The 26,597-nt window shown below is 66.4% G+C and carries 25 protein-coding genes; 7 read left to right on the forward strand and 18 right to left on the reverse strand.

Translation table 11 applies throughout. The features are described from left to right. Positions 1-549: a DUF1003 domain-containing protein gene (locus tag CR105_RS00585; RefSeq protein WP_099786490.1), complete on the reverse strand. Its 549-nt coding sequence runs from the start codon at positions 547-549 to the stop codon at positions 1-3. A 129-nt stretch (positions 550-678) separates the two neighbouring features. Between CR105_RS00585 and CR105_RS00590 the strand changes: the two genes are divergently transcribed. Next, positions 679-1,164: an SRPBCC family protein gene (locus CR105_RS00590; RefSeq protein ID WP_099786491.1), complete on the forward strand. Its 486-nt coding sequence runs from the start codon at positions 679-681 to the stop codon at positions 1,162-1,164. 25 nt (positions 1,165-1,189) lie between these two features. Here the strand turns inward: CR105_RS00590 and CR105_RS00595 are convergent, their stop codons facing one another. The 8 genes from CR105_RS00595 to hemE all read right to left on the reverse strand — a co-directional run bounded on the left by CR105_RS00595 (position 1,190) and on the right by hemE (position 11,677). Next, positions 1,190-2,629 carry a dihydrolipoyl dehydrogenase gene (locus CR105_RS00595; protein ID WP_099786492.1) on the reverse strand — a complete coding sequence of 480 codons (1,440 nt, stop codon included), beginning with the start codon at positions 2,627-2,629 and terminating at the stop codon, positions 1,190-1,192. An 88-nt stretch (positions 2,630-2,717) separates the two neighbouring features. After that, on the reverse strand, positions 2,718-3,257 hold the full coding sequence (locus CR105_RS00600; protein ID WP_099786493.1) for a cytochrome b/b6 domain-containing protein: 540 nt from the start codon (positions 3,255-3,257) through the stop codon (positions 2,718-2,720). Further along, complete coding sequence (locus CR105_RS00605) at positions 3,258-3,518, reverse strand: PepSY domain-containing protein (RefSeq protein WP_099786494.1); 261 nt, start codon at positions 3,516-3,518, stop codon at positions 3,258-3,260. 38 nt (positions 3,519-3,556) lie between these two features. Beyond that, the gene (locus CR105_RS00610; protein ID WP_099786495.1) at positions 3,557-4,240 is read right to left on the reverse strand and encodes a Fe2+-dependent dioxygenase; all 684 of its coding nucleotides are present in this window, start codon (positions 4,238-4,240) and stop codon (positions 3,557-3,559) included. Next, positions 4,234-5,364, reverse strand: a complete 1,131-nt coding sequence (locus CR105_RS00615; protein ID WP_099786496.1) for an alpha-hydroxy acid oxidase — start codon at positions 5,362-5,364, stop codon at positions 4,234-4,236. Before CR105_RS00615 ends, CR105_RS00610 begins: the two co-directional genes overlap by 7 nt. A gap of 41 nt (positions 5,365-5,405) precedes the next feature. Then, positions 5,406-7,778, reverse strand: coding sequence for a TonB-dependent receptor (locus CR105_RS00620; protein ID WP_099786497.1), 2,373 nt, complete (start codon positions 7,776-7,778; stop codon positions 5,406-5,408). 111 nt (positions 7,779-7,889) lie between these two features. Further along, on the reverse strand, positions 7,890-9,917 hold the full coding sequence (locus CR105_RS00625) for a primosomal protein N' (RefSeq protein WP_099786498.1): 2,028 nt from the start codon (positions 9,915-9,917) through the stop codon (positions 7,890-7,892). 677 nt (positions 9,918-10,594) lie between these two features. Further along, positions 10,595-11,677, reverse strand: a complete 1,083-nt coding sequence (gene hemE, locus CR105_RS00630; RefSeq protein WP_099786499.1) for a uroporphyrinogen decarboxylase — start codon at positions 11,675-11,677, stop codon at positions 10,595-10,597. A gap of 140 nt (positions 11,678-11,817) precedes the next feature. Here hemE and CR105_RS00635 point away from each other — a divergent pair, with 140 nt between their 5' ends. From CR105_RS00635 to CR105_RS00660, 6 genes are all read left to right on the forward strand, one after another. Next, entirely contained in the window at positions 11,818-13,758 is a 1,941-nt protein-coding gene (locus CR105_RS00635) for a dipeptidyl-peptidase 5 (protein WP_099786500.1), read from the forward strand. After that, positions 13,755-17,888 carry a DEAD/DEAH box helicase gene (locus CR105_RS00640; protein WP_099786501.1) on the forward strand — a complete coding sequence of 1,378 codons (4,134 nt, stop codon included), beginning with the start codon at positions 13,755-13,757 and terminating at the stop codon, positions 17,886-17,888. Before CR105_RS00635 ends, CR105_RS00640 begins: the two co-directional genes overlap by 4 nt. Positions 17,889-18,041: 153 nt before the next feature. Beyond that, complete coding sequence (locus CR105_RS00645; RefSeq protein ID WP_099786502.1) at positions 18,042-18,527, forward strand: hypothetical protein; 486 nt, start codon at positions 18,042-18,044, stop codon at positions 18,525-18,527. Further along, positions 18,527-19,015 carry a hypothetical protein gene (locus CR105_RS00650; RefSeq protein ID WP_131021622.1) on the forward strand — a complete coding sequence of 163 codons (489 nt, stop codon included), beginning with the start codon at positions 18,527-18,529 and terminating at the stop codon, positions 19,013-19,015. The genes CR105_RS00645 and CR105_RS00650 overlap by 1 nt, the downstream gene beginning before the upstream one ends. 46 nt (positions 19,016-19,061) lie before the next feature. After that, positions 19,062-20,960, forward strand: coding sequence for a DUF885 domain-containing protein (locus tag CR105_RS00655; RefSeq protein ID WP_099786888.1), 1,899 nt, complete (start codon positions 19,062-19,064; stop codon positions 20,958-20,960). Positions 20,961-21,088: 128 nt separating this feature from the next. Next, complete coding sequence (locus CR105_RS00660) at positions 21,089-21,286, forward strand: hypothetical protein (RefSeq protein ID WP_099786504.1); 198 nt, start codon at positions 21,089-21,091, stop codon at positions 21,284-21,286. A gap of 300 nt (positions 21,287-21,586) precedes the next feature. On the opposite strand, the gene tatC is transcribed toward CR105_RS00660, so the two are convergent. The 9 genes from tatC to hisH form a co-directional block, all read right to left on the reverse strand. After that, positions 21,587-22,342, reverse strand: a complete 756-nt coding sequence (gene tatC / locus CR105_RS00665) for a twin-arginine translocase subunit TatC (protein ID WP_099786505.1) — start codon at positions 22,340-22,342, stop codon at positions 21,587-21,589. Then, entirely contained in the window at positions 22,342-22,827 is a 486-nt protein-coding gene (tatB, locus tag CR105_RS00670) for a Sec-independent protein translocase protein TatB (protein ID WP_099786506.1), read from the reverse strand. Before tatB ends, tatC begins: the two co-directional genes overlap by 1 nt. Positions 22,828-22,873: 46 nt before the next feature. Beyond that, on the reverse strand, positions 22,874-23,095 hold the full coding sequence (gene tatA / locus CR105_RS00675; RefSeq protein WP_099786507.1) for a Sec-independent protein translocase subunit TatA: 222 nt from the start codon (positions 23,093-23,095) through the stop codon (positions 22,874-22,876). Positions 23,096-23,183: 88 nt separating this feature from the next. Beyond that, complete coding sequence (locus tag CR105_RS00680) at positions 23,184-23,555, reverse strand: histidine triad nucleotide-binding protein (protein ID WP_099786508.1); 372 nt, start codon at positions 23,553-23,555, stop codon at positions 23,184-23,186. 13 nt (positions 23,556-23,568) lie between these two features. Next, entirely contained in the window at positions 23,569-23,940 is a 372-nt protein-coding gene (locus tag CR105_RS00685) for a phosphoribosyl-ATP diphosphatase (RefSeq protein WP_099786509.1), read from the reverse strand. After that, positions 23,937-24,362 (reverse strand): phosphoribosyl-AMP cyclohydrolase, encoded by a 426-nt coding sequence (gene hisI, locus CR105_RS00690; protein WP_099786510.1) that lies wholly within the window; start codon positions 24,360-24,362, stop codon positions 23,937-23,939. Before hisI ends, CR105_RS00685 begins: the two co-directional genes overlap by 4 nt. Positions 24,363-24,371: 9 nt before the next feature. Next, a complete protein-coding gene (gene hisF / locus CR105_RS00695; protein ID WP_099786511.1) occupies positions 24,372-25,133 on the reverse strand; it encodes an imidazole glycerol phosphate synthase subunit HisF in 762 nt (253 codons plus the stop codon). A gap of 3 nt (positions 25,134-25,136) precedes the next feature. Beyond that, entirely contained in the window at positions 25,137-25,913 is a 777-nt protein-coding gene (gene hisA / locus CR105_RS00700) for a 1-(5-phosphoribosyl)-5-[(5-phosphoribosylamino)methylideneamino]imidazole-4-carboxamide isomerase (protein ID WP_099786512.1), read from the reverse strand. 38 nt (positions 25,914-25,951) lie between these two features. Continuing rightward, positions 25,952-26,590, reverse strand: coding sequence for an imidazole glycerol phosphate synthase subunit HisH (gene hisH, locus CR105_RS00705; protein WP_099786513.1), 639 nt, complete (start codon positions 26,588-26,590; stop codon positions 25,952-25,954). Positions 26,591-26,597: the final 7 nt, after the last annotated feature.

Consider the following 26,597-nt stretch of genomic DNA (forward strand, 5'->3'; position numbering starts at 1 on the left):
TCAGGCCGGCCGCGGCGTCACGCCGCACAAGCTGGTGAGCATGCGGATCTGCTCCTGCTGCAGCGCGATCAGCTGCTCCCACTGCGTGACCTTGAGCGCATCGATCTTTTCGTGCAGCGAAATGATTTCCAGCTCGGCCTTCAGGTTGATCTCGTAGTCGTGGCGCGCATCGCGCCGGTCTTTCTCGCCCTGGCGGTTCTGCGACATCAAGATCACCGGCGCCTGGATCGACGCCAGCATCGACAGGAACAGGTTCAGCAAGATGTACGGATACGGATCGAAGCCCTTGCCGCCATGGCGCGCCAGCAGCCACGAATTGACCAGCACCCAGCTGCACAGCACGACGGCGAACAGCATGATGAAGGTCCACGAGCCGCCGAAGTGCGCCACCGCGTCGGCGGCGCGCTGGCCGAACGAGGACGCTTCCGGCTCCTCCAGTAACGTTCGGCTGATCGGCCGGCGCGCGGCGATGTGCTCGGCGACCCGGTCATGGCTGCTCTTCTGCAGGGCCGAATCGGCAGCGTGGAATTGATTGCGCTTGTGCTTCATAAATGATTCTCCGAAAACGGCAGGGTGGGGTGACGGCGTTGCAATGCCAAAAGTTTAACGTACGCGCCGACCCGGGCGCGCGCCATGCGTTACCATCTTGCTTTGAGCGTCCTTGCGAGAATCTGCACCATGAAATTTGAACACCTGATTGAAATTAACGACCCGCTCAACCCGCTGATCGACCCGCTCACGCGTGAACAGCTGTGGCGTGGGCTGGTGCTGCATGCCGAGTCGCCGAAGCTGTTCGTGCCGCACCTGGACGAGTGCACCATCGGCGAGCGTACCGACAGCGGTTTTACGCGCAGCCGCCGTTTCGGCGAACTGCGCATCGACGACCGCGTCACGTTGACGCCGCTGCAGCAGATCCGCTACGACGTCCATGCGCAGGGCGACATCAGCGCGTCGAACCTGACGGTGACGATCGAGGCGCCGGAAGAGCACATCCTGTTCGTGCGCTTTCGCTACGACGACGGCCATGACGCGGCCACCGATGCGGCCAACGCCATGTACGACGAGTTCAAGAAATCGGCCTACCAGGAAGCCGACATCGACGTCATCCGCCTGCTGCGCGAGCTGGCAGCCGAAGGGCGGCTCGACGCCAGCTACCTGAACTAGCCGGCGGCTGCGCCCTCCCCGGCGGCTAGACGCCGGGAGCGTCGCTGACTGCCGCCTGATCGGGCGCGCCCTTGGCCAGCGCGGCATGCAGCGCGCGCAGCGCGGTGCGCACGCCCTCTTCCACCACCGGATGGTAGAACGGCATATCGAGCATCTGGTCGACCGTCATGCGCGCCTGGCAAGCCCATGCCAGCAGGTGGCCGATATGCTCGGCGCGCGGCCCGATCATCTCGGCGCCGAGAAACCGCCCGGTGCCGTATTCGCCATACACGCGCAGCATGCCATGATTTTGCAGCATCACGCGGCTGCGGCCCTGGTTCTCGAACGACACCATGCCGAGCGCGAATTTGGGCCGACCATCGGCGCACAGTTCGCGGTAGCCGGCGCCGACGGTGGCGATCTGCGGCTCGGTAAAGGCGATCGTCAGCGCGGTGCGGCGCAGGCCGGGACGCACGTCCGGATAGCGGCCGGCGTTGGCCCCGGCGATGCAGCCCTGGTCGGCCGCTTCGGGCAGCACCGGGCGATCGTTGTCGGCGTCGCCGGCGATGAAGATGTGGCTGGCGCCGCACTGCATGGTGCGGCGGTCGAACAGCGGAATGCCTTGCTTGTCCAGTTCCAGTCCGGTGTGCTCGATGCCGATCGCGCCGACGTTGGGCGCGCGGCCGGCGGCCATCAGCACGTAATCGAATCGTTCGCGGTGCTCGGCGCCGGCGGCGTCGTGCGATACGAGCAGCACGCCGTCGCCGTCGCGGCTGGCGCCGATGATGCGGTTCTGGAAGCGCACATCGAGTTCGGCGCCAAGCACCCTGGTGGCGTCGTGCAGCACATCCGGGTCGGTCAGCTGCGCCAGGCTGCCGCCGCGCGCGAAGAAGCTCACCCGCACGCCGAGCCGGCTCATCGCCTGGCCCAGTTCGAGTCCGATCACGCCGGTGCCGATGACGGCCATCGATTGCGGCAGGTCGGTCATCTCGAAGATGTCGTCGCTGACGATGACGCCGGGGCCGCCGTCGGCCAGCTGCGGCAGGCGGAATGGCGTCGAGCCGGTGGCGATCACCACGCGCGCCGCCTGCACGGTGGTGTGCTCGCCAACCTGCAGCGTGTGCGCCGCGGTGAAGCGCGCCTGGCCGACCAGCCGGTCGGCTTCGGGGATGCGTTCGACGCCGTCGACGACGAAACCGACGAAGCGGTCGCGCTCGCGCCGCACGCGCTCCATCACGGCGCGCCCGTCGATGCGCACTTCGCCCGGATGCACGCCGAAGCCGGGCGCCGCCTGCAGCATGTGGGCCGCGTCGGCGGCGGCGATCAGCAGCTTGCTCGGCATGCAGCCGACCCGCGCGCAGGTGGTGCCGTATGGCCCGCCTTCGATCAGCACGGTGCGCGCGCCCTGCGCGACGGCGGAGCGGTAGGCGGACAGGCCGGCAGTGCCGGCGCCGATGATGGCGACGTCGACGTCGATATTTTTCATGTGCGGTTCCTGGGGTGGCGGATGCTGCGGTTCTCGATAAGCGATGATACGCCACGTCGGGAATTGACGAGCGCGCCGCCGATTTTGCTTACACCGCGTCGTCCGCGCCAGCGGCATCCTTGTCGCCGGTGACCATCGCCTTGACCAGGTTTTCGCGGTGCTGCAGGCCCGTCAGCAGCACGCCGCCGACGTGCAGCGCGATCAGTCCGACCAGCAGCCAGGCCAGCGCCTCGTGCACGCGCACCGGCCAAGCATAGCCCCACAGCAGGTCGGTGCCCATCGCCCAGCCGCTCAGCGCCACCAGGCTCACGCAGGCAAGCAGCGCCACCACCATCGCGCCGCCCAGCGGATTGTGGCCGAGATGGCGCGCCGCGCGCCCGGCCAGCACCGCGCGCAGGTACCGCCAGGTGGCCGCCGGCCCGCGCACGAACTGGCCGAAGCGCGCATAGCGGTTGCCGAAGCGGCCCCACGCCAGCCGCGCCGCCACCGCCGCCGCCGAGCCGTAGCCGATGTATTCGTGCGCCGGCCCGGTGTCGCTGCCGGTGAACCAGGCCGCGCCGATGCTGGCCGCCAGCGTCCAGTGCAGCAGGCGCACCGGCGCATCCCAGACGCGCTGCTGGTTTTTCAATTACTCTTCGACGCGCTTGAAGGTGACCGGATCGAAGAACGCCTCGATGCGCTTGCCCTGCGGGTCCTTGGCGTACACCTCGTAGCACGAGTTGGTCGCTTCCATGCGGCGGATGACCCAGCCTTCGGCGGCAAGTTTGGCCGCCAGTTCGGTGTGCGGCTTCCATTCGGCCTTCGGCCGGGCCGTGCATTTGACGTCGCCGTGGGCGAACGCGCTGCTGGCCGTAAAGGCAAGGACGAGGGTGACGATGATCGATTTCATGCAAGCTCCATTGATGGAAAGGGTGTGCGCCGCGGCGGTCAGGTGACGGCCCAGCGGCGCAGCAGGTTATGGTAAATGCCGGTCAGGCGCAGCAGATCGCCCTGGTGCGCCTCCAGCGCCGGCGTCAGCTTCTGGATCGACTGGTCGAGATCGAACAGCAGCGTGCGGTCGCCTTCGTCGCCGACCAGGCTTTCGATCCACAGGAACGACGCGACGCGCGCGCCGGCGGTGACGGGCGCCACGCGATGCAGGCTCGAGGACGGATACAGTACCATGCCGCCGGCGCCCAGCTTGACTGCCTGGGCCCCGAACTGGCCTTCGATTTCGAGTTCGCCGCCTTCGTATTCATCCGGCTCGGCCAGGAACACGGTGGCCGACAGGTCGGCGCGCATCGACAGCGCGGTGCCGGGTATTTGCATCACGGCGCTGTCGACGTGGGTGCCGTAGGCGCCGCCGCCGGCGTAGCGGTTGAACCGCGGCGGGTAGATCTTGCGCGGCAGGGCGGCCGAAATGAACAGCGGATCAGCGCCGAGCTTGCGCAGCAGGTGGTTGCCCAGGCTGATCGCCGGTTCGGCACTTTCGTCGAGTTGCTGGTTGCTCTTGACGTGGCGCGCCAGGGTGCCGGCGCTGACGGCGCCGTCCTGCCACGCGGCCTGGTCGAGGTGGGCGCGAAACTGGCGCACTTCGTCCTTGCTCAACACGTTCTCGATGGTGATCAACATGGATTGCCTGTGCTTTCTATGAGTGCCGCGATGCCGATGTCGTCAATGGTAGCGCAGCCGGCCAGCGCCATGCACACTTCGAGCTCCTCGCGCAGCAGCCGGATCATGTGCGCCACGCCGAGGGCGCCGGCAACGCTGAGCGCATACATCTGCAAGCGGCCGACCAGCACCGCGTCGGCGCCCAGCGCCAGCGCCTTGAACACGTCGAGGCCGGAGCGGATGCCGCCGTCGAACAGCAGCGGGAAGCCGGCGCCGACCGCCGCGCGCACCGCCGGCAGCGCGTCCAGGCTGGCCGGCGCGCCGTCGAGGCCGCGCCCGCCGTGGTTCGACACCACCAGCCCAGCCACGCCGAGGCGCTGCAGCGCGCGCGCGTCGTCCGGGTGCAGCACGCCCTTGACCCATACCGGCAAGGTGGTGCGCGTAAGCAGCCACTCCAGGTCGGCCCAGGTGGGCGCGTCGCGCATCACACCCTGGAAGATGCGGCTCTCGCCGGCGGGGCCGGGTTCGGCCGCAGCCTGGCCGCGCAGGTTGGCCGCCACGCAGCCGGCCGGCATGCGAAACCCGGCCGACAATGCGCGCAGGCTGGCGGCCTGGATCGATGCGTCAAGCGTGACGACGATGGCGCCGTAGCCGGCCGCCTCGGCGCGCTGCAGCAGCAGGCGCGTATCGTCGCGGCGCGGCTGGAAATACAACTGGAACCAGCGCTGCGGACCGGCCGCGCGGGCGATGTCTTCGAGCGGGCAGGAAGACAGCGTGCTGGCAACCAGGCAGCTGTCGGTGGCGTGCGCGGCGCGCGCCGACTCGACCTCGCCGCCGACGTGCGCCAGCGACTGGAAGGCGACGGGGGCGAGCAGCAGCGGGTGGGCCATCGCGGCGCCGCCCAATGTCAGCCGGGTGTGGCCGGCGGTGACGTCGCGCAGCAATCGCGGATACACCGACCAGCGCGCGAAAGCGGCCAGGTTGGCCGCCACCGTCAGATCGCGCCCGCTGCCGCCGGCGACGTATTCGTAGGTGGGCGCGGCCATGAAGCGCCGCGCCACCATTTCATAATCCTGGGCGCAGCGAATCTGCGGCGGGATCTGGCCGACAGGAGGCTGCGCGGTGGCGGTATCGGTGCTGGTCATCGAATGTGAAAAAGCCGGGAGGTCCCGGCATTGTAACGAAGTTAGATTTCGTAGTTGAGCGTCATCCGGACCGCACGCGCATCACCTTTGTACATGAACGCGCCGGAGCGGTACACCGCGGTAAAGTAGTCCTTGTTGCCGACGTTGAGCACATTGACGCGCAGGTCGAGCTTCTTCGAGAAGCGGTAGGCGGCAAACACGTCGAGCACGCCGAACGAAGGTACTGGCTGGGAGCAGTCGCCGGTTGCGGTAAAACCGGCCGCGGTGTCCGGCTGGCCGCCGCAGCGGTCGCTTTCATAGCGTGCCACGCCGCCGAACGAGAACGCGTTGGTCGCCTGGTACTTCAGCTGCACCGACGCCGACTTCTCGGCGAAGTTGGCCACCGGCCGGCCGATATTGGTCTTGGTGACCGAGTCGAGCACCGCCGACTTCATGAAGGCAGCGCCGGCCTGCACCGACAGCTTTTCGGTCAGGTCGCCGCTGGCGCCGAATTCCACGCCGCGCACGCGGTTCTTGCCGGTGTTGAAGGTGCCGACGGTGTCATAATTGGCGCCTTCCATGACGTCCGATTTTCTGGTCTGGAAAACCGCGGCGGTGGCCAGCAGCTTGTCGTCGAACAGGTTCCACTTGGCGCCCAGTTCGAGGTTGATCGACGTTTCAGGCTTGGCGCCGGCGACCGAGTTCTGGTACAGCACGGTGCCGCCGTAGCCGCTGCTGGTGCCCGAATCGGGCTCGCCGCCGTTGATGTCCTGGGCGCTGGCCGCGCTGCCGTAGACGATCAGCTTCGGCAGCACCTTGTACGACAGGCCGAAGTGGCCGTTGACCAGCGTGTCGGTGTAGCCGTAGTCGCCGGCGATGACGCCGGTGAGGTTGCTGCGGCGGATCAGCGACAGGTCGAAATGGTCGGCGCGCAGGCCGGCGAACGCGGTGAAGCGGTCGGTCAGGTCGACCGTGTCCATCGCCGTCAGCGCGAACGTCTTGACCTGCCAGTCCTGGTTCCAGCCCTGCCGCGCGGCGCTGCGGCCGGCCAGCTTGCGCAGGTTCGTCGCCGGCGTGCCGCTGGCGTCGGTGAAGCAGTAGGCGTTGTTGGCGCCGGCGCCGGCGGTGCTCTTGCAGTTGAACGGCGCGCTGTTGGTAACGCCGTAGTTGCCGGAGACGACCTTGTGGTCGGCATACTCGGCGCCGAAGATGAATTCGTTCTTCACGCCCATCAGCTGCGTGTCCCAGCGCAGATTGCTCTGGTGGGCAAAATAGTCGACATCCTGCCAGCCGGTGTGGCCGCCGTCGAGGGCGACGTTGGCGTAGGCCAGGCCGGTGACGTTGTTGTAGCGCGTGGCGTTGTTGGCGCCGGTGGTGACGTAGGCGTTGGCCGACTTGCCGTAGCGGGTCAGGCTGGTGAGCGTCATGGCCGGCGCGATCTTCCAGTTCACGCGCGCGGTGAAGGTGTCGACGTCGGACGACAGGAAGTCGCCATCCTGTGCGTAGAACGGCACGTTCTTGGCCGGCACGCGGTTCGGCGCCGTGCCGACCAGGTAGTAGCCAAGGTCGGGCGAATTGTCCTTGGTGCGCAGGCCGTAGTAGTCGAGCGTGACGGACAGGTTGCGGTCCTTTTCCCACAGGCCGGACAGGGCGACGCCCTTGCGCGAACGGTCCGCCGGCGAGCGGTCAGGCACGCCTTCGTCGCCGTACAGCAGGTTGGCGCGCACCGCGAAATGGTCGCCGAAGCCCTTGTTGATGTCGGCCGACACGCGCTTGTGGCTGTCGGTACCGACGCCAACCGAGACGCGCGAGAAGTCCTTGTCCAGCGTGGCCTGCTTGGTGATGGCGTTGATCGCGCCGCCGGCGGTGCCGCGGCCGGCGAAGCTCGAATTCGGGCCTTTGGAAATTTCCAGCTGTTCGACGGCGAAGCTTTCGCGGGTCGTCATGCCCGGATCGCGCAGGCCGTCGACGAACACGTCGCTGCGCGCTTCCTGGCCGCGGATGATGTAGCGGTCGCCAAAGGCATTGCCGTTCTCGCCGGTGCCGAGCGTGATGCCAGGCTGGGCGCCGAGGATCTGTTTGAGGTCCGTCACGCCGGCGTCGTCAATGGCGGCCTTGGTGATGACGGAGATGGTCTGCGGCGTTTCAGCGAGCGGGCGGGTGTGGCGCGCGTCGCCGGAAGTGCGGGCCTTGTACGGCGCGCCGACCTCGGCGTTTGGATTCGGGTCGAGGTGCTTGCCGTAGATGACCACCTTCGAGGCGACCTGCACGGTGTCGTCGGGGCCGGGGGCGGGGGCGCTCTGGGCCATCGCGGTCAGCGGGAACAGCATCGCGCCGGAAATGCTCATGGCAATGGTGGTTTTCGTCATTGCGCTGAACGGTGCGGTTGGGTTGCTGCGCAGGCTGAGTGGCTGCCGCGATGGTTGATGCTTCATTGGTGCGCTCCTGAGTAAGTGTCTGCGGCAATTATAAACAGACAACCCTCTTATGTAAACGAGAATCACTCTCATTTGCATTTATACTGAGCCAGGCCAAGCAAGCGCGGCTCAGATATCCAGCGGGTCGACCTCCAGCGACCACTTGACGCGGCTCTTCATCTCGCGCAGCAGCGCCAGCCATTCCTTGAGGAAGGCCTGCAGGGCCGGCCGCGAGGGCGATTCGACCAGCAGCTGCGCGCGGTCGACGTTGTGCACGCGCGTCATCGTCATCGGAATCGGATCGTGGACGGTGATGCCGTCGGCGGCCAGGCAGTCGCGCGCCTGCGCGAGAAACTCGATGGCGCCGGCCAGTTCGCGCGCTTCGGCGCGCAGCAAGGCCTGGTAGACGAACGGCGGCAATGCGGCGCCCTTGCGTTCGTCGAGCAGGCCGCCGGCGAAGCGCTCGTAGTCGTGCTTGACCACCGCGGCATACAGCGGATGCGAGGCGTAGCGGGTCTGCACCAGCACTTCGCTGACGCTGCCGCCCTCGTTGCGCGCGGCGCGCCCCGCCCGGCCTGCCACCTGCATCAGCTGGGCGAACAGGCGCTCGCTGGCGCGGTAGTCGTGCGAGAACAGCGCGGTGTCCGGATTGAGGATGCCGACCAGCGTGAGCTTCTTGAAGTCGTGGCCCTTGGCGACCATCTGGGTGCCGATCAGGATGTCGACCTCGCCGCGGTGGACGCTGTCGAACGCCGCCTGGGCGCTGCCCTTCTTGCGCGTCGAGTCGGCGTCGATGCGCAGGATGCGCGCCTCGGGGAACAACTGCTGCAGGCCTTCCTCGACGCGCTGGGTGCCGCGCCCGAGCGGCTGCAGGTCGACGTTGCCGCAGGTCGGGCAGTTGCGCGGGATGCGCAGCTCCAGGCTGCAGTGGTGGCAGCGCAGCCGGTGCTCCGGCTTGTGCAGCACCATGTGCGCGGTGCAGCGGGTGCACTCGCTGATCCAGCCGCACGCCTCGCAGCAGATCACCGGCGCATAGCCGCGCCGGTTCAAGAACAGCAGCGACTGTTCGCCGCGCTCCATGCGCTGGCGCAGCGCCGCCACCAGGTGCGAGGTCAGGCCGTCCTTCGGCCGGTCCTTCTCCATGTCGAGCAGCTTCACGCGCGGCAGCACCGCGTCCTTGACGGCGCGCTCGCGCAGTTCGAGCTTGCGATAGCGCCCGGAGCCGGCGTGGTGCCAGCTTTCCAGCGATGGCGTGGCCGAACCGAGCACGATCGGAATGGCCAGCTGGCGCGCGCGCCACACCGCCAGGTCGCGCGCCGAATAGCGCAGCCCTTCCTGCTGCTTGTAGGAAGGGTCGTGCTCCTCGTCGATGACGATCAGGCGCAGGTGCGGCAGCGACGCCAGGATCGACAGGCGGGTGCCGAGGATGATGCGGGCCTGGCCCTGGTGGGCGGCGAGCCAGTGCAGCATGCGCTCGCCCTCCGACAGGCTGCTGTGCAAGGTGGCCAGCATCAGGCCGGGAAAGCGCGCGCGGATATTGCCTTCTAACTGGGGCGTCAGGTTGATCTCCGGGACCAGGATCAGGATCTGCGCGCGCGCGTCACGCGCCAGCACCTGGGCGCAGGCCTGCAGATACACTTCGGTCTTGCCGCTGCCGGTGACGCCGAACAGCAGGATCGGCGTGAAGCCGTCGGCACCGCCGATGGCGTCGGCCGCCAGCTGCTGGGCTTCGTTGAGCACCGGCGTGCCGACGGCGGTGTCGTCGCCGGCGGCGGCGGCAGTGCCCTTGGCCAGCTTCTTGAGCGCGCGGTCGAGCGCCACGGTGGTCAGCACGCGCAGGTTCTTCGGCAGGCCGGGCAGCGCCACTTCGCCGAGCGGGCGCTGATAATACTCGGCGGCGAAGGTGGCCAGCGCCAGCCAGGCCGGCGACAGCGGCGACAGCTGGCCGCGCACGGCCAGCGCATCCTTGAGCTTTTCGGCCGGTACGTCGGTCTGCGTGCCGACCGCGACGATCAGCCCGACCACCTCGCGCCGGCCGAAACTGACCAGCGCCAGCTGCCCGGCCAACGGCTCGGCGCCGGCGGCGCACTGCCAGCGGTAGTCGAAGCAGCTATTGAGCGGCGTATCGAGCGCGATCGTGAGGATGCAGTACGTCATTCAGACGCTTTGGACCGGCGCCGCGCAGGCGCCAAAGGGTGCCGTCAAGCATGTGGACAACTTTGTGGACAATAGCATTCGGCGGCAGTCGTAAAGTTTGTTGTTAATCAAGAGACTAACGGATCGACCAAAAATCAAGAATAAATTGTCTTTATTAATCAAGCACTTGAAAATATCGTCATAGAGACGTCACATCCGCGTTTGTAACCGTCCGGTTGTGCATAACTGATCGATCAGGTGCAATTTTCCACGCGCTGCGGTGTGCGAACAATCACAACAATCGGCCTTGCGGCGGCGCTTTCTGGCGCCGGAGATATGGCCCTCGCACATCGCGCCGGGCGCCCGGAATGCATATGAAAATATCATGCATTGCAGCACCAACCTCATGTGAAACCTGCGCAAACGCGCTAAGTCACGGAAAACAAAAGGACTTTCCCTTTTTATCCACACAGCCTGTTGATAACTTTGTGGACAAGGTTCGGAAAAGTGTGCGTTCCCTCTGAAACCGTGCCCCTCACGCGCTTTGGTGCCGCACCGCAAGAGTTTTATTCCCCATATAAATCAAGCACTTGGAAAAAAAATGGCAACCCAGCATCGCGATCTCTGTGTAACTATTGCCTTGGTGAAACATGTGAATAAGTGTGATTTTGTCCGGTTGCCAATTGACGCAAACCGCCTCAGCCGGCCCGTTGCGCGCGGCTGAAGCTGTGCACCGCTTCGACCATTGCGGTCACCGATTCGGGCGGCGTGAACTGCGAGATGCCGTGGCCGAGGTTGAACACGTGGCCGGACCCGGCCGACGGCTTGCCGTAGGCGGTGAGCGAACGCTCCACTTCGGCGCGGATCTGTTCCGGGCTGGCGAACAGGATGGCCGGATCGAGGTTGCCCTGCAAGGCGACCTTGTGGCCGACCAGCGCGCGCGCGCGGCCCAGGTTGACGGTCCAGTCGAGTCCCACCGCATCGGCGCCGATGTCGGCGATCTGGTCGAGCCACAGGCCGCCGCCCTTGGTAAATACCACCGCCGGGATGCGCACGCCGTCCTTGTCGCGCTTGAGCTGGCCGATCACCTGCTGCATGTACTCGAGCGAGAACTCCTGGTAGGCGCCGTCGGCCAGCGCGCCGCCCCACGAGTCGAAGATCATCACGGCCTGGGCGCCGGCGTCGATCTGCGCGTTGAGGTACTGCGCCACGGCGCTGGCGTTGGTGGCCAGGATGTGGTGCATCAGGTCGGGACGGTTGTAGGCCATCTTCTTGATCGTGTGGAACTCCTTCGAGCCGCCGCCTTCGACCATGTAGCAGGCCAGCGTCCACGGGCTGCCGGAAAAACCGATCAGCGGCACGCGGCCATTGAGTTCAGTGCGGATCTGGGTGACCGCCTTGAACACGTAGTCGAGCGACTCCATGCTAGGTGCGCGCAGCGCCATCACGTCCGTTTCGGTGCGCAGCGGACGTTCGAACTTCGGTCCTTCGCCTTCGACGAAGTACAGGCCCAGGCCCATCGCGTCGGGCACGGTGAGGATGTCGGAGAACAGGATCGACGCGTCCAGCGCATAGCGGTCGAGCGGCTGCAGCGTCACTTCGGTGGCGTAGTCGGGATTTTTCGCCAGGCCGAGAAACGAGCCGGCCCGCTCACGCGTGGCGCGGTATTCGGGCAGATAGCGGCCGGCCTGGCGCATCAGCCACACCGGCGTGTAATCGGTGGGCTGGCGCAGCAGCGCGCGCAGGAAGGTGTCGTTCTGGAGCGGGGCGAATTGGGGCATGGGAGCAGGCGGTAGCTTGGAGAAAGGCGCTATTATCGCACTGTCCGGTCGCGCTTCCCACACTTGCCGCTGTCGCAAGAGTGGATGTTTGGCGCGGGATTATCTATCATGCCATACCGCCTCCACCAGATCGCCCACCCATGACCATATCGAACAGCAAACAAGCCGCCATCTGCGGCGCCTGGCCTTCGCCCATCAGCGCGGCCCTCGTCGCCGCCGGCGCTTCGCCGTTGTCGCAGGTGGTGCAGGACGGCGCCGACACCTACTGGCTGGCCGGCCGCGCCAGCGAGGGCGGCCGCACCACGCTGCTGCGCCAGCGCGGCGCCGACGTCACCGAGCTCACGCCGGCGCCGTTCAATGTGCGCAGCCGCGTGCACGAATACGGCGGCGGCGCGCTGCTGGTGGCCGACGGCACCGTCTACATTTTGAACTTCGCCGACAACCGGCTGTACGTGCTGGCCGAAGGCTACGGCGCGGTCGCGCTGACGGCCGAAAGCGCGCATCGCTACGCCGACTTCGTGCTCGACCGCCAGCGCCAGCGCCTGGTCGCGGTGCGCGAAAGCCATGCGGCGGGCGGTGAACCGGTCAACACGGTATGCGCGATCGGCTTCGACGGCCGCGAGACGGTGCTGGCCGAGGGCAGCGATTTTTATGCCGCGCCGCGCCTGTCGCCCGACGGCAGCCAGCTGGCCTGGATCAGCTGGAACCACCCGCGCATGCCGTGGCAGGGCACCGAATTGTGGCTCGCCGATGTCGGCGCCGGCGGCGCTCTGGCCAATGCGCGCCTGGTGGCCGGCGGCGCCGACGAGGCGATCTGCCAGCCCGAATGGTCGCCCGGCGGCGTGCTGCACTTCGTGTCCGATCGCAGCGGCTGGTGGAACCTGTACCGCTTCGACGGCACGGCGGCGCGACCGCTGTGCGAGCGCGCCGCCGAATTCGGCGCGCCGCACTGGTCGTTCGGCGGCTCGATGTACGGCTTCCGCTCGGAGCACGAGATCGTCTGTACCTATATCGAGAACGGCGTCAGCCGGCTGGCACAGCTGTCCAGCGGCAGCGGCAAGCTCCAGTTGATCGCCAATCCGTACGAAGAGATCCGTGAGCTGCGCGTGGCCGGCAGCGTCGTCGCCATGCTGGGCGGCGCGCCAACCATCCCGCTGGAACTGGCGCGCATCGACCTCTACACCGGCGGGCACGAAGTGCTGGCCCGCTCGATCACCGAGCTGCCCGATGCAGGCGACCTGTCGGTCCCGGACAGCATCAGCTATCCGACCAGCGGCAACCGGCTGGCGCATGCTTTTTACTACCCGCCACGCAACGCCAGGTTCGAGGCATCGCCAGGCAGCAAGCCGCCGCTGATGGTGATCAGCCACGGCGGGCCGACCAGCATGGCCAGCAATACGCTGAAGCTGGCGACCCAGTTCTGGACCAGCCGCGGCTTCGCCGTGCTGGACGTAAACTACGGCGGCAGCAGCGGCTTCGGGCGCGACTACCGCGACGCGCTCAAGGGCCAGTGGGGCGTCATCGACGTCGACGACTGCGTCGCCGGCGCGCGCCACCTGGCCGCGCGCGGCCTGGTCGACGCCGAGCGGCTGGTGATCCGCGGCGGCAGCGCCGGCGGCCTGACCACGCTGTGCGCACTGACGTTCCACGATGTGTTCAAGGCCGGCGCCAGCTACTACGGCGTGTCGGACCTGAAGGGACTCGACCTGGACTCGCACAAGTTCGAATCGCACTACAACGAATACCTGATTGCGCCGCAGCCCGAAGCGGAGATGCTGTACATGCTGCGCTCGCCGATCAACCACGCCGCGCAGCTGAAGCGCCCGATGATCTTCTTTCAGGGGTTGGATGACAAGGTGGTGCCGCCGCAGCAGTCGGAAGTGATGGTCGACGCACTGCGCGCGGCCGGCGTGCCGGTCGCCTACATCACGCTCGAAGGCGAAGGCCATGGCTTTCGCAAGGCCGACAGCATCGTGCGCACGCTCGAAGCGGAGCTGTATTTCTACCTGCGCATCTTTGGCGTGACGTCGCCTGAGCCGCTGGCGGCGGTGGCGATCGACAATCTGCCGGAAGACGCATGACGACAAGCAGTTTGCAGCAGCAGTTCAAGGCGTTCACGTCCACCCAGCTCTTGACCACGGCGCTGCTGGCGCTTGCGGGCGAACCGATGGGCAAATCGCGCATCGTGCTGCACCTGGCCGAGCTGGGCGTCGTCATCCCGTCCACCACGCTCGACGACGACATCAAGCTGTTCAAGGCGCTCGGCATCGCCAGCGAATCGGCCGGCCGCGGCTTCACCCTGGCCCCGGACGCGGTATGGCCGGCGATCCGCATCGCGCTCGACAACGACATGCTCGAGCCGCTGCGGCGCGTCTACGAAAAGATCACGCCGCTGCGGCGCAACTGGGAAGGCGCGGTGGTGCTGCGCAGCTACCGCCAGGGCGTCGCGCTGCTGCGCATGGCGCTGGTCGGCGGCGAAGATGCGCGCACCGTCGGCGCGTTGCTCGAAGCATGCATGGCCTGCCACGAGGCGGGCTACCTGCACCCGCTGGTCGACATCTGCGCGCGGCCGTTCGAGCCGGCCATGTTCGAACGGATCCACCCCGCCATGCAGGACGAGGTGCTCGGCATCCTGATCGCCAACGCGCAGCGTGAGCCGGCCAGCGCGCCGCTGCTGCGCGACTACGCCGAGCGCCAGGCGGCGCGCCCGGGCGCCTCGATGTTCCTGCGCTCGGCGCTGGCAGAACACCTGATCCTGTGCGGCCGGTTTGAGGACGCCGCGCACCTGCTGGCCGACATGGACTTGTCGTATGCGCAGTTCTACAACGCCGTCATCCTGCTGCTGCGCGACCGGCAGGACGAAGCGCTGCCGCTGTTCGAGCAGGCGTTAAAGGCGCTGCGCAAGGAGACCGGCAAGCGCAAGGCGGTCTTCGGCGGCATCGGCGGCCACCTGTATGTGCTGGCCTTGATTCGCAGCGGCGAGCCGAAACACGACAAGCTGGCCGACGCCTATCTCGACATCGCCACCCGCGCGGTGCAGAACCATGACACCGCCGTCTACGTGCAGCTGGCGATGCTGCGCCATATCCGCGGCGGCACCGTCGACCCGGAAGTGCTGCCGTCGCGGAACTGGGAGACGGCGATGCAGCCGGCGATGTTCCGCGCGCTGATGCATTACTGGCTGGCGCTGCCGCAGCTGGCGAACAAGCGTGAACAGCTCGAGGAGCATTTCGACGAGGCGCAGCGCGCCGGCTTCGACCTGCTGGCGGCGCAATTCGGCTCGCTGCTCGGGCGCCTCGGCGCGGTCGGCCTGGACCAGCAGGCGATCACCTTGCGCCAGCGCCACCGGCTCACCGACCTGGCCACCTGGTTCGAGCGCGAGGAGCCGTGGCAGCGCCAGCTCAACGCGCTGATCAACCTGCAGCCGGCGGTGAATGTCGAGACGGTCAAGGAGTCGCGCCTGGTCTGGATGATCGGCTACGACCCGAACTGGGGCATCAACAGCATCGAGGCGCGCGAACAGAAGCGCGACGCCCAGGGCGGCTGGAGCAAGGGGCGCATGGTGGCGCTGCGGCGCCTGTCGGAGGAAGCGGCCGAACTCGAATTCCTCACCGCCCAGGACCTCAACGTGATCGCCACCATCCAGGCGTTCAAGTACTACAGCCACAGCGGTTCGCGCTACGAACTCGATAACGACAAGGCGGTCGCCGCGCTGATCGGCCACCCGCTGCTGTTCGGGTTCGACGCGCCCGGCACCCGCCTCGAACTGCTGCCGGGCGAGCCGGAACTGCTGGTCAAGGCGCGCGCCGGCGAAGTGACGATCACGATGCGCCCGCCGGTGTCCGCCGGCTCGGACGACATCGAAATCACCAGGGAAACGCCGACCCGGCTGCGGGTGGTGCGCGTGACGGCCGAACACCGGCGCGTCGGCGCCATCATTGGCGACGGCCTGGTGGTGCCGCTGCACGCCGAAAAACAGGTGCTCAAGGCGATCAGCGCGATCTCGTCGATCGTCACGGTGCAGTCGGACATCGGCGGCAGCGCCGCCGACATCGACCAGGTCAAAGCCGACCCGCGCTTGCACGTGCACCTGCTGCCGTACCAGCAGGGCCTGAAGATGCAGGTGCTGGTGCGCCCGCTGCCGGGCGCCGGCGCCTACTACCCGCCGGGCAGCGGCGCCGAGAGCGTCATCGCCGACGTCAATGGCGTGCGGGTCGAGGCGCGCCGCAGCCTCAATGCCGAGCGCGAAGCGGAGCGAGAGCTGATCGCGGCCTGCCACAGCCTCGAACACGCCGAGGCCGAGCACGGCGAATGGCTGCTTGGCCAGCCGGTGCCGTGCCTCGAGCTGCTGAGCGAACTGCAGGAGCTCGACCCGGCCAAGGTACTGGTGGCGTGGCCGGAGGGCGAGTCGTTCAGGGTCAGCAAGAAGGTCGACTCGAAATCGGTGCGCCTGACCATCAAGCGCGACAAGGACTGGTTCGCCGCCAACGGCGAAGTGCAGGTCGACGAGACGCGCATCATGGACCTGCGCGCGCTGCTCGACATGCTGCGCTCGAGCCAGGGGCGCTTCGTCGCGCTGGGCGACAACCAGTTCGTGGCGCTGTCGTCGGAACTGCACCGGCGCCTGATGGAGCTGGCGTCTTTCGGCGACAACCACGCCGACGGCGTGCGCGTGCATCCGCTGGCCAGCTTCGCGCTGGAAGAACTGGCGCTGGACGCCGGCGGCGTCAAGGCCGACAAGCTGTGGAAAGAACACCTCAAGCGGATGGCCGCCAACACCGCGTTCACGCCGCAGCTGCCAAGCACCCTGCAGGCTGAATTGCGCGATTATCAGCTGGAGGGCTTCGAGTGGCTGGCGCGGCTGGCCCACTGGGGTGTGGGCGCCTGCCTGGCCGACGACATGGGCCTCGGTAAAACGGTGCAGGCGCTGGCGCTGCTGCTGGCGCGCGCGCCGCAGGGGCCGGCGCTGGTGATTGCGCCGACGTCGGTGTGCATGAACTGGATCGCCGAGGCGGAGAAGTTCGCGCCGACCCTGAAGGTGAAGCTGTTCGGCGCGGGCGACCGCGCGGCGATGCTGGAAGGCGTCGAAGGCTTCGACCTGGTGATCGCCAGCTACGGCCTGCTGCAGCTGGAAGCGGCGTCTTTCGCCAAGGTGCAGTGGCATACCATCGTGCTCGACGAAGCGCAGGCGATCAAGAACAACGCGACCAAGCGCTCGCAGGCAGTGATGGCGCTGCAAGGCGACTTCCGCATGGTGGCCACCGGCACGCCGCTGGAAAACCACCTTGGCGAATTGTGGAATCTGTTCCGCTTCATCAATCCGGGCCTGCTCGGCACCAGCGACCAGTTCAATCTGCGCTTCGCCGGCCCGATCGAGCGGGCGCAGGACAAGCGCGCCGAAGCCGGCGCGCGGATCCGGCTGCGGCGCCTGATCCAGCCGTTCATCCTGCGCCGCACCAAGGCGCAGGTGCTGGCCGAACTGCCGCCGCGCACCGAGATCGTGCTGCCGGTCGACCTGACGGCGGAAGAAACGGCGCTGTACGAATCGCTGCGCCGCGACGCCATCGAGAAGCTCGCCTCGCTGCAGGCGCCCGAGAGCCAGAAGTCGATCCAGATCCTGGCCGAGATGATGAAGCTGCGGCGCGCCTGCTGCAACCCGATGCTGGTGGCGCCCGAACTGGGGTTGGCCAGCAGCAAGCTGGCGGTGTTTGCGCGCCTGCTTGACGACCTGCTGGAGAACCGCCACAAGGTGCTCGTGTTCAGCCAGTTCGTCGACCACCTGACCCTGATCCGCCAGCACCTCGATGGGCGCGGCATTCGCTACCAGTACCTCGACGGCTCGACGCCGATGTTGGAGCGCAAGAAGCGGGTCGACGCCTTCCAGGGCGGCGAAGGCGACGTATTCTTGATCAGCCTGAAGGCCGGCGGCGTCGGCATCAACCTGACCGCGGCCGATTACGTGATCCACATGGACCCCTGGTGGAATCCGGCGGTCGAGGACCAGGCGTCCGACCGCGCGCACCGCATGGGGCAGCAGCGGCCGGTGACGATCTATCGGCTGGTGGCGCGCCACACCATCGAGGAAGGCATCGTCGAGCTGCACAAGCACAAGCGCGACCTGGCCGACAGCCTGCTGGAGGGGTCCGACCTGTCGGCGCGGATGTCGCCGGGCGACATGCTGCGGATGCTGCAAGAAGGCCTGGCGCGCTAGATCAAGCGCTGGTGTCAGGTCTGACATTCGGACATTTCTAGACGTCAAAAGCTGGTGTCAGGTCTGACATTCGGACATTTCGCTTGAAAATGTCCGAATGTCAGACCTGACACCAGTGTTATGCAATCATGCATTTTTTGAAGGGCGGGCACCATGGAAGAAGACAATTCGGCGAACGCATCGGCCAACGCCCACGTGGTCGGCGTGAAGTCGTGGATCGCTTACTTCGGCACTCTGGTGCTGGCGGCGATCCTGTTTTTCGGCCTGCTGCCGCTGGCGTTCATGTGGAACGAGATCGCCGCCGGCGTGGTGTTCGTCGTCTCGGCAATCATGATCGGCTACCGGCTGCTGCTGCTGCGCAGCGTGCAGCTGTACTACGACGACGTCGGCGTGTGGACCTATTCGGGCATCCTGCCGTGGAAAAAGGGCTTGAGCGGCGTGAAGTGGCGCGACATGGACGAAGCGACCTTCGTACCCGGCTTCTGGAGCTGGCTCACCGGCTCGTACACGGTGCGCATCGGCCATCGCTTCACCAAGGCCAACGAGATCGTGCTGACCAATATCGCGCGCGGCAAAGCTGCCGTCAATACCCTGAACGCATATCAGCAGGACCTGATCCGCACGAACGTGATCGACTGATGATGGAACTCGACGCGGCGATCGCCTTCGTGCGCGAGCACGGGGTGGTACTGGTGTCGGCCACCGGCCCGGCGCCGACACTGACGGAGGCGATCGCCGGTGAAAAAATCAAGGGCAGCTGGTGGGGCCACCCGAAGGGCAAGCAGATCTTCCCGGTGCTCGAAGCGGTGTGCGAACACGCCGATGTGCTGGTGTGCCGCCTGGTCGATGGCAAGCTGACACTGGTGCACCGGCGCCTGTGGCCGGCGCTGGCCGCCGCCGCCGCGCAGTTTGCGCCGGAGCGCCTGTGCCAGGTCACGCAGCAGCACACCGCCGGCGGGCGCCATCGCAACGTCGAGACGGCGTTCGCCGACTGGCTGCCGGCCGGCGTGGCGGCAGAGGCTCGCGGCATCGGCGTTGACGCCGCGCTGGCTTCGCTGGGGCCGTGGACAGCGGCTTGCCGGCACCTGCATCCAATTGTATCAACGCCCCGCAAACGGCATGATTGATGCTAACCTGACGCGCGCGTTTGCACCTACTGACAAGGCTTTTACGATGATGAAAACGAAAATTGCGCTGGCGGTCCTGTTGGCGACCTTCGCGCTGGCGCCCGCAAGCGCCGCCAAGGAAAAGAAGTCCAACAAGCCGACAGCCGGCAAGGTAGCGAAGGCCGCACCAGGCAAGTCCGCCAACGCTGGCAAGGGCGGCAAGGCCGCCAAGGCCACTCCAAAAGCCGCGTCCAAGGCCGAACAGGCGCCGGCGCCAGCCTCCGGATCCGCCGAACCTGCGTCGGACCGCCGCATGGACAGCACCAGCATGCAGTTCCTGACGGCGCAGTGGCGGCTCGATCCGGAAGCGGCGATCCGCGCCGGTAAATACGACGGCGCCGCCAACCTGACGATCCCGAATTCGGCCACCCGCGCCGCCCGCATCACCTTCGCCGACGACTGGCTGAAGCGCTTCGCCCGCTTCGAGGGACGCTCGCTGTCGGACAAGCAGCGCACCGACCTGGCGCTGCTGGTCAACAAGCTGCAGGCCGACCGCTTTCAGCTCACGACGCTGCGTGAACATGAATGGAATCCTGCGATGTACAACATCGCCGAGCCGATCGACCTGATTCTCACCACCGAGTACGCGGCCAAGCCGCAGCGCCTGCGCACGCTGCTCAAGCGGCTGGCCAACGTGCCGGCCTACTACCAGGCGGCGCAGGCGAGCATCGTCAACCCGACCCACGAACACACGCAGCTGGCGATCGCCCAGGCGCCGGGCACGATCACGGTGCTGGCCGACCTTGGCAAGGCGGCGCAGGAATCGATATTGACGGCGCAGGAGAAAGCGATCTTCGCGCAGCGCATCGCCAACGCCGGCTCCGCGCTGATCGGCTACATCGACTTCCTCGCCGCCCTCGACAGGACGCAGCAGCAGAAGCAGTCGGCACGCCCGTTCAGGATCGGCAAGGCGCTGTACGAACAGAAGTTCGCGTTCGACATCCAGGCCGCCGGCAGCGCCGAGCAGACGTACCAGAAGGCGCTGGCCGCGCGCGAAGAGCTGCTGACGCGGATGGACGGCCTGGCCGACCAGCTGTGGGCCAAGACCATGGGCAGCGCCGCCAAGCCGCAGGACCGCACCCGCAAGATCGGCATGGTGATCGACAAGCTGTCGGCCAACCACGTCGCACGCGAGAACTTCTTCCCGGAGATTCGCCGCCAGATCGGCGTGCTGCAGGAGTGGGTGGTGAAGAACAACCTGCTCACGCTCGATCCGAAGCGGCCACTGGAAGTGCGCGAGACGCCGCTGTACCAGCGCGGCATCGCCGGCGCCAGCATCGACGCGCCGGGCCCGTACCGGCCGCAGGACCGCACCTTCTACAACGTCACGCCGCTCGACGCGCTGACGGCGCAGGATGCCGAAAGCACGCTGCGCGAGTACAACCACTGGATTCTGCAGATCCTGAATATCCACGAGGCGGTGCCGGGCCACTACGCGCAGCTGGTGTATGCGAACAAGTCGCCGTCGATGGTCAAATCGCTGTTCGGTAACGGCGCGATGGTCGAGGGCTGGGCAGTGTACGCCGAGCGCATGATGCTCGAGTCGGGCTACGGCGACAATGCGCCCGAGATGTGGCTGATGTACTCGAAGTGGAACCTGCGCGTGGTGACCAACACGATCCTCGACTACAGCGTGCACGTGAACGGCATGACGCAGGCGCAGGCGATGGACCTGCTGGTGCGCCAGGCGTTCCAGACCAACGCCGAGGCGAGCGAGAAGTGGCGCCGCGTGCAGTTGAGTTCAGTGCAGCTGACCAGCTACTTCAGCGGCTACAGCGAAATCATGGAACTGCGCGAACAGCGCAAGCAGGCGCTCGGGCCGAAGTTTGCGCTCAAGGAGTTCCACGAGCAGTTCCTCAGCTACGGCAACGCGCCGGTCAAAGTGATCCGGGAACTCATGCAGTAAGCGCCGTAGCCGGGCAAGCGAGCGCGGCGCGAACTGTTTGTGCAAACGCTGCGCACGTTGATGCTGCGCAGTCGCGCCGCCTGGCGGCATTCTAAGATTGGCTCGCCGACAGCCATCAGGAGAATGCCATGTCCAAGTCCACTATCGCGCTCGCGCTCGCCGCTGCCCTGGTGGGTTGCGGCGGCGGCGGCGGCGATGAGCCCATCCAGACCAGCGGACCGCAGACGCATCAGCCGCCGATCCCCAAGGGCGCGTCAACCGATACAGCGGTGCAACCGGAGACCGGCGGCGAGGCAATCGGCCGGCAGCGACAGGGATTGATGTAGATTGTCGACCGGGGCTGCAGGCCGCTCAGGCTATCTCGTCGGGGTCCCGGCATGCGTGACGACCGCGAGCGCGATGCCGACAGCGCTGCAAGGGCAGTTGGCAACCGCGCAGGCGGCGAACAGCATCGCGCCGATGGCGCATCGTCTTCCCATGGCAGCCCCTGGTTGTCGTCATGTTATTGCTGACAACCCATGGTACTGCGCCCAGTGCGTGTTTCTCACACTGGCAGTACTGCTAGTAGCATCGTGGAGCGACCGAACCAAAAGGATCGGTTCGGGGCGCAGCAGCGCTCGGCCGGCTCAGGCGGTTTCTTCGGGGGCCTGGGTGTGCTTGACGAATACCGGTGCGATCAGGATGCCCAGTTCGAACAGCAGGCACATCGGCAGGGCCAGCGCCAGCTGGCTGACCACATCGGGCGGCGTCACGATGGCGGCGATGACGAAGGCGCCGACGATGGCGTACGGCCGCACTTCCTTCAGCTTGGCCACGCTGACCACGCCCATGCGCACCAGGATCACCACCACCACCGGCACCTCGAAGGTGGCGCCGAACGCGAGGCACATCGACATGACGAAGTCGAGGTAGTTCTCGATGTCGGGCGTGACGGCGATCGAACTGGGCGCGAATTCGCCGATGAACTTGAAGACGCGGCCGAACACGAAGAAGTAGCAGAACGCGACGCCGCCCATGAACAGCAGGGACGACGACAGCACCAGCGGCAGCACCAGCTTTTTCTCGTGCGTGTACAGGCCCGGCGCGATGAACGCCCACAGCTGGTAGAACACCCACGGCAGCGCCAGGATGAAGGCAATCACCAGGGTGACCTTCATCGGCACCAGGAACGGCGCGATGACGCCGGTGGCGATCATCTTCGAGCCGACCGGCAGCGAGGCGATCATCGGCCGCGCGATATAGTCGTAGATGGCCGCCGGCCCCGGCCACAGCATCAGCACGGTGCAGATCAGGGCGATGCCGATCGAGGATTTGACCAGCCTGTCGCGCAACTCGATCAGGTGGGAGATGAAGGTCTCTTCGCCCGCTGCAGTATCTGTCATTAGAAGAAGGAAGAGGGGGTGGAGGCGCGCGGCCGGAATTTCTTGACGCGCGCGGCGCCCGAGATGAGGTGGGTGCGCCCGCCATGGCGCTGCTTGTACCAGCCAGGCACCGCGGCGTTACGCGAGAGCTTCTTGCGGCGGAAGTCGCGCGCCTTGCGTTCGAGGTCGGACATCGTCGCCGGCGACGATGTCGCCCCCGGATGGTCGCGCCACGCCGCCTCGACATCGTCGGCGGCGCCCTGGAAGCTGTTCTCGACGTCGGCCTTGATCGAGTGGGCCGTTTCCGTCACTTCCTTGTGCAGGTTGCGCAGTTCGTCGAGCTCGATTTCGCGGCTCACTTCGGACTTGACTTGGTGCAGGTAGCGCTGGGCACGGCCGTACAGGGACCCGGCCATCCGCGCCACCTTGGGCAGCTTCTCGGGGCCGATGACGATCAGCGCGACGACACCGATAATGGCGAGTTTGGAAAGTCCAAGATCGATCATGGATGGGCAAAGTCAGACAGGGACGCCTGCTGGGCAGGCGCCGGCGTCAGAACTTCGATTTCTCTTTCGTCTCGACGTCGATGGTGGACTTGTCGGCAACCTGCGACGGCGGCACCGCGGCTTTGTCTTCGTCGCCCTTGACGCCATCCTTGAAGCCCTTGACGGCCTTGCCGATGTCCGAACCCATGCCGCTGATCTTCTTGGTGCCGAATACCAGCATCACCACGACCAGCACGATCAACCAGTGCCAAATGCTCATTGAACCCATCATATTCTCCTTGCGCGGCGCCAGCCGCCTTCAATTCGTGGAAACGTACGAAACCAGTATACGCGATGCTGGGTTTTCGTGCCCTACATCAGCGCTGGCCCCGCCATGGGCGCGGCCCGCCGTACATGTGCAGGTGCAGATGGTACACCTCCTGGCCGCCGTCGGGGCCGCTATTGATGAGGGTCTTGTAACCGCCGCCGGGGGTGCCGTCGGCGTCGTAGGTCACCGCGCAGCCATGCTCGGCGGCAAGACGGGGCGCCAGCGCCAGCATCTTGCCGAGCAATTCGATGTGGCTGTCATTGCATTCCGACAAGGTTGCGACGTGAATCTTCGGGATCACCAGCAGGTGCACCGGCGCTGCCGGCTTGATGTCCTTGAAGGCGAACAGGTCGTCGTCCTCGTACACCACCGCGGATGGGATTTGCTTGGCGGCGATCTTGCAAAACAGGCAGTTGTCCACTTGTCGGCTCCGGTCAGTGTTTGTCGGTTTCGGCGGCGTCGCGCAGGACGTCCTTGCGGGCCGCTTTTTCTTCGATGCCGGAGATGCCCTCGCGCCGCGCCAGCTCGTCGAGCACCTGCTGCGGCGTCAGGTTGAACTGCGCCAGCATCACCAGCGTATGGAACCACAGGTCGGCGCACTCGTACAGCACCTTCGAGGCGTCGCCGTCGACGCGCGCGTCTTTGGCCGCCATCACCGTCTCGGTGGCCTCCTCGCCGATCTTTTTGAGGATGGCGTCGTCGCCCTTGGCGAACAGCCGCGAGACGTACGACTTTTCCGGGTCGCCGCCGTTTTCAAGCTTGCGCGATTCAATTACGGCTGCCAGGCGGGCCAGTGTCACGCTCATGTTGTTTTCTTCGGTTTGGTATAAATCGTTTTCGGATCCTGCAGCACCGGGTCGACGCTCTTCCAGTCGTCGCCCTCGAACTTCTGGAAGAAGCACGAGTGGCGCCCGGTATGGCAGGCGATCGAGCCGGCCTGCTCGATCTTGAGCAGCACGACGTCCTCGTCGCAGTCGAGGCGGATCTCGAGCACCTTCTGGATGTGGCCGGACTCCTCGCCCTTGTGCCACAGCTTCTTGCGCGAGCGGCTCCAGTACACCGCTTCGCCCAGTTCCACCGTGCGCGCCAGCGCATCGCGGTTCATCCAGGCGAACATCAATACGTCGCCGCTGGCCGCTTCCTGGGCGATCACCGGCACCAGGCCGTTCTCGTCCCAGCGGACTTTCTTGAGCCATGCATTGCCGGCAGTGGAGGTGGCGGTTGTCATGCTGCTCCTTTAATCGAGGCGCATCGGGATGCCCTGCGCCGCCATGAAGCGCTTGGCTTCTTCGACCGTGTGCTGGCCGTAGTGGAAAATGCTGGCGGCCAGCACGGCGTCGGCGCGGCCAAGCTTGATGCCGTCGGCCAGGTCCTGCAGCCCGCCGACGCCGCCCGAGGCGATGACCGGGATGTTCACCGCGTCGGACACGCCGCGGGTGAGACCGAGGTCGAAGCCGGACTTGGTGCCGTCGCGGTCCATGCTGGTGAGCAGGATCTCGCCGGCGCCGAGGCGCTCCATGTTCTGCGCCCATTCGACCGCGTCGAGCCCGGTGGCCTTGCGCCCGCCGTGGGTGAACACTTCCCATTTGCCTGGTGCGACCTGCTTGGCGTCGATCGCCACGACGATGCACTGCGAGCCGTGCTTTTGCGACGCCTCGAACACCAGCTCGGGATTGGTCACCGCCGACGTGTTCATGCTGACCTTGTCGGCGCCGGCGTTGAGCAGGCGCCGCACGTCTTCGACGCGGCGCACGCCGCCACCGACGGTGAGCGGGATGAACACGGTCGAGGCGACCGCCTCGATGATGTGCAAGATCAGGTCGCGATCGTCGGAAGACGCGGTGATGTCGAGGAAGGTGATCTCGTCGGCGCCCTGGCCGTCGTAGCGGCGAGCGATTTCAACCGGGTCGCCGGCGTCGCGCAGCTCGGTGAAGTTGACGCCCTTGACGACGCGGCCGTCGGTGACGTCCAGGCACGGGATGATGCGTTTGGCGAGCATTGGTTAGGCTTCCCCCTCGCCGGTCAGCTCGTCGGCGCGGACCTGCGCCGTGGCCAGGTCGAGCGTGCCTTCGTAGATCGAGCGCCCGCAGATGACGCCTTCGATGCCTTCGTCCTGCACCGCGCACAAGTCTTCAACGTCCTTCAGGTTGTGCACGCCGCCGGAGGCGATGATCGGTACGCGCACCGCCTGCGCCAGCTTGACGGTCGCTTCGATGTTCACGCCGCCCATCATGCCGTCGCGGCCGATGTCGGTGTAGACGATCGATTCGACGCCGTAGCCTTCGAACTTCTTGGCCAGGTCGATCACTTCGTGGCCGCTCATCTTGCTCCAGCCGTCGGTGGCGACCTTGCCGTCGCGGGCGTCGAGGCCGACGATGATGTGGCCAGGGAAGGCGCCGCAGGCGTCGTGCAGGAAGCCGGGATTTTTCACCGCGGCGGTGCCGACGATGATGTAGGTGATGCCGTCGTCGAGGTAGCGCTCGATGGTGTCGAGGTCGCGGATGCCGCCGCCCAGCTGGACCGGGATCTCGTCGATCTCGTTATCGAGGGCGAACTCCTGCACCACCTGCAGGATCGACTTGACGGCCGCCTCGTTCTTCGGCTTGCCGGCAAAGGCACCGTTCAGGTCGACCAGGTGCAGGCGGCGCGCGCCTTTCTTCAGCCAGTGCAGCGCCATTTCGGCGGGGTCTTCGGAAAAGACGGTGGCAAGTTCCATATCGCCTTGTTTGAGGCGTACGCAGTGACCGTCTTTGAGGTCGATGGCAGGAATGAGCAGCATGGTCGGCGGTGTCGGTTAGTTGAAGAAGATGGAGGAATCTACGGATTCCAGCGAACGAAATTTTTGTACAGCTGCAGCCCGGCGGTGGCGCTTTTTTCAGGGTGGAACTGGGTGGCGACGATGTTATCGCGCGCGACGGCGCAGCAGAACTGGCCGCCGTAATCGGCCTCGCCGATGACATCCTGCGGATCGACCGGCTGGGCGTAATAGCTGTGCACGAAATAGAAGTAGGCGTCATCCGCGATGCCTTCCCAGACCGGGTGCGCGCGCGACTGGCGCACGCGGTTCCAGCCCATCTGCGGCACCTTGAAGCGCGAGCCGTCCGGCTGCAGGCGGCCTTCTAGCTGGAAGCGCACGACGCGCCCATGCAGCAACCCAAGGCCGGCGGTGTCGGCTTCCTCGCTGCGGTCGAACAGCATCTGTTCGCCCACGCACACGCCCAACATCGGCCGCGTTTTCGAGGCGCGCAGCAGCGCATCCTCGACGCCCGATTCGCGCAGGCTGAGCATGCAGTCCCGCATCGCACCCTGGCCCGGCAGCACGATGCGGTCGGCGCTGTCGATATCACTCGCCTCGCCCGAAATGAGCACGTTCGCTTCCGGCGCGACCGCGCGCAGCGCCTGCGCTACCGAGCGCAGGTTGCCCATGCCATAGTCAACTACAACGATCTTGTTCATGGCCGGA

This window comes from Massilia eurypsychrophila (genome assembly GCF_002760655.1).
Lineage (GTDB): Bacteria > Pseudomonadota > Gammaproteobacteria > Burkholderiales > Burkholderiaceae_D > JAFCUW01.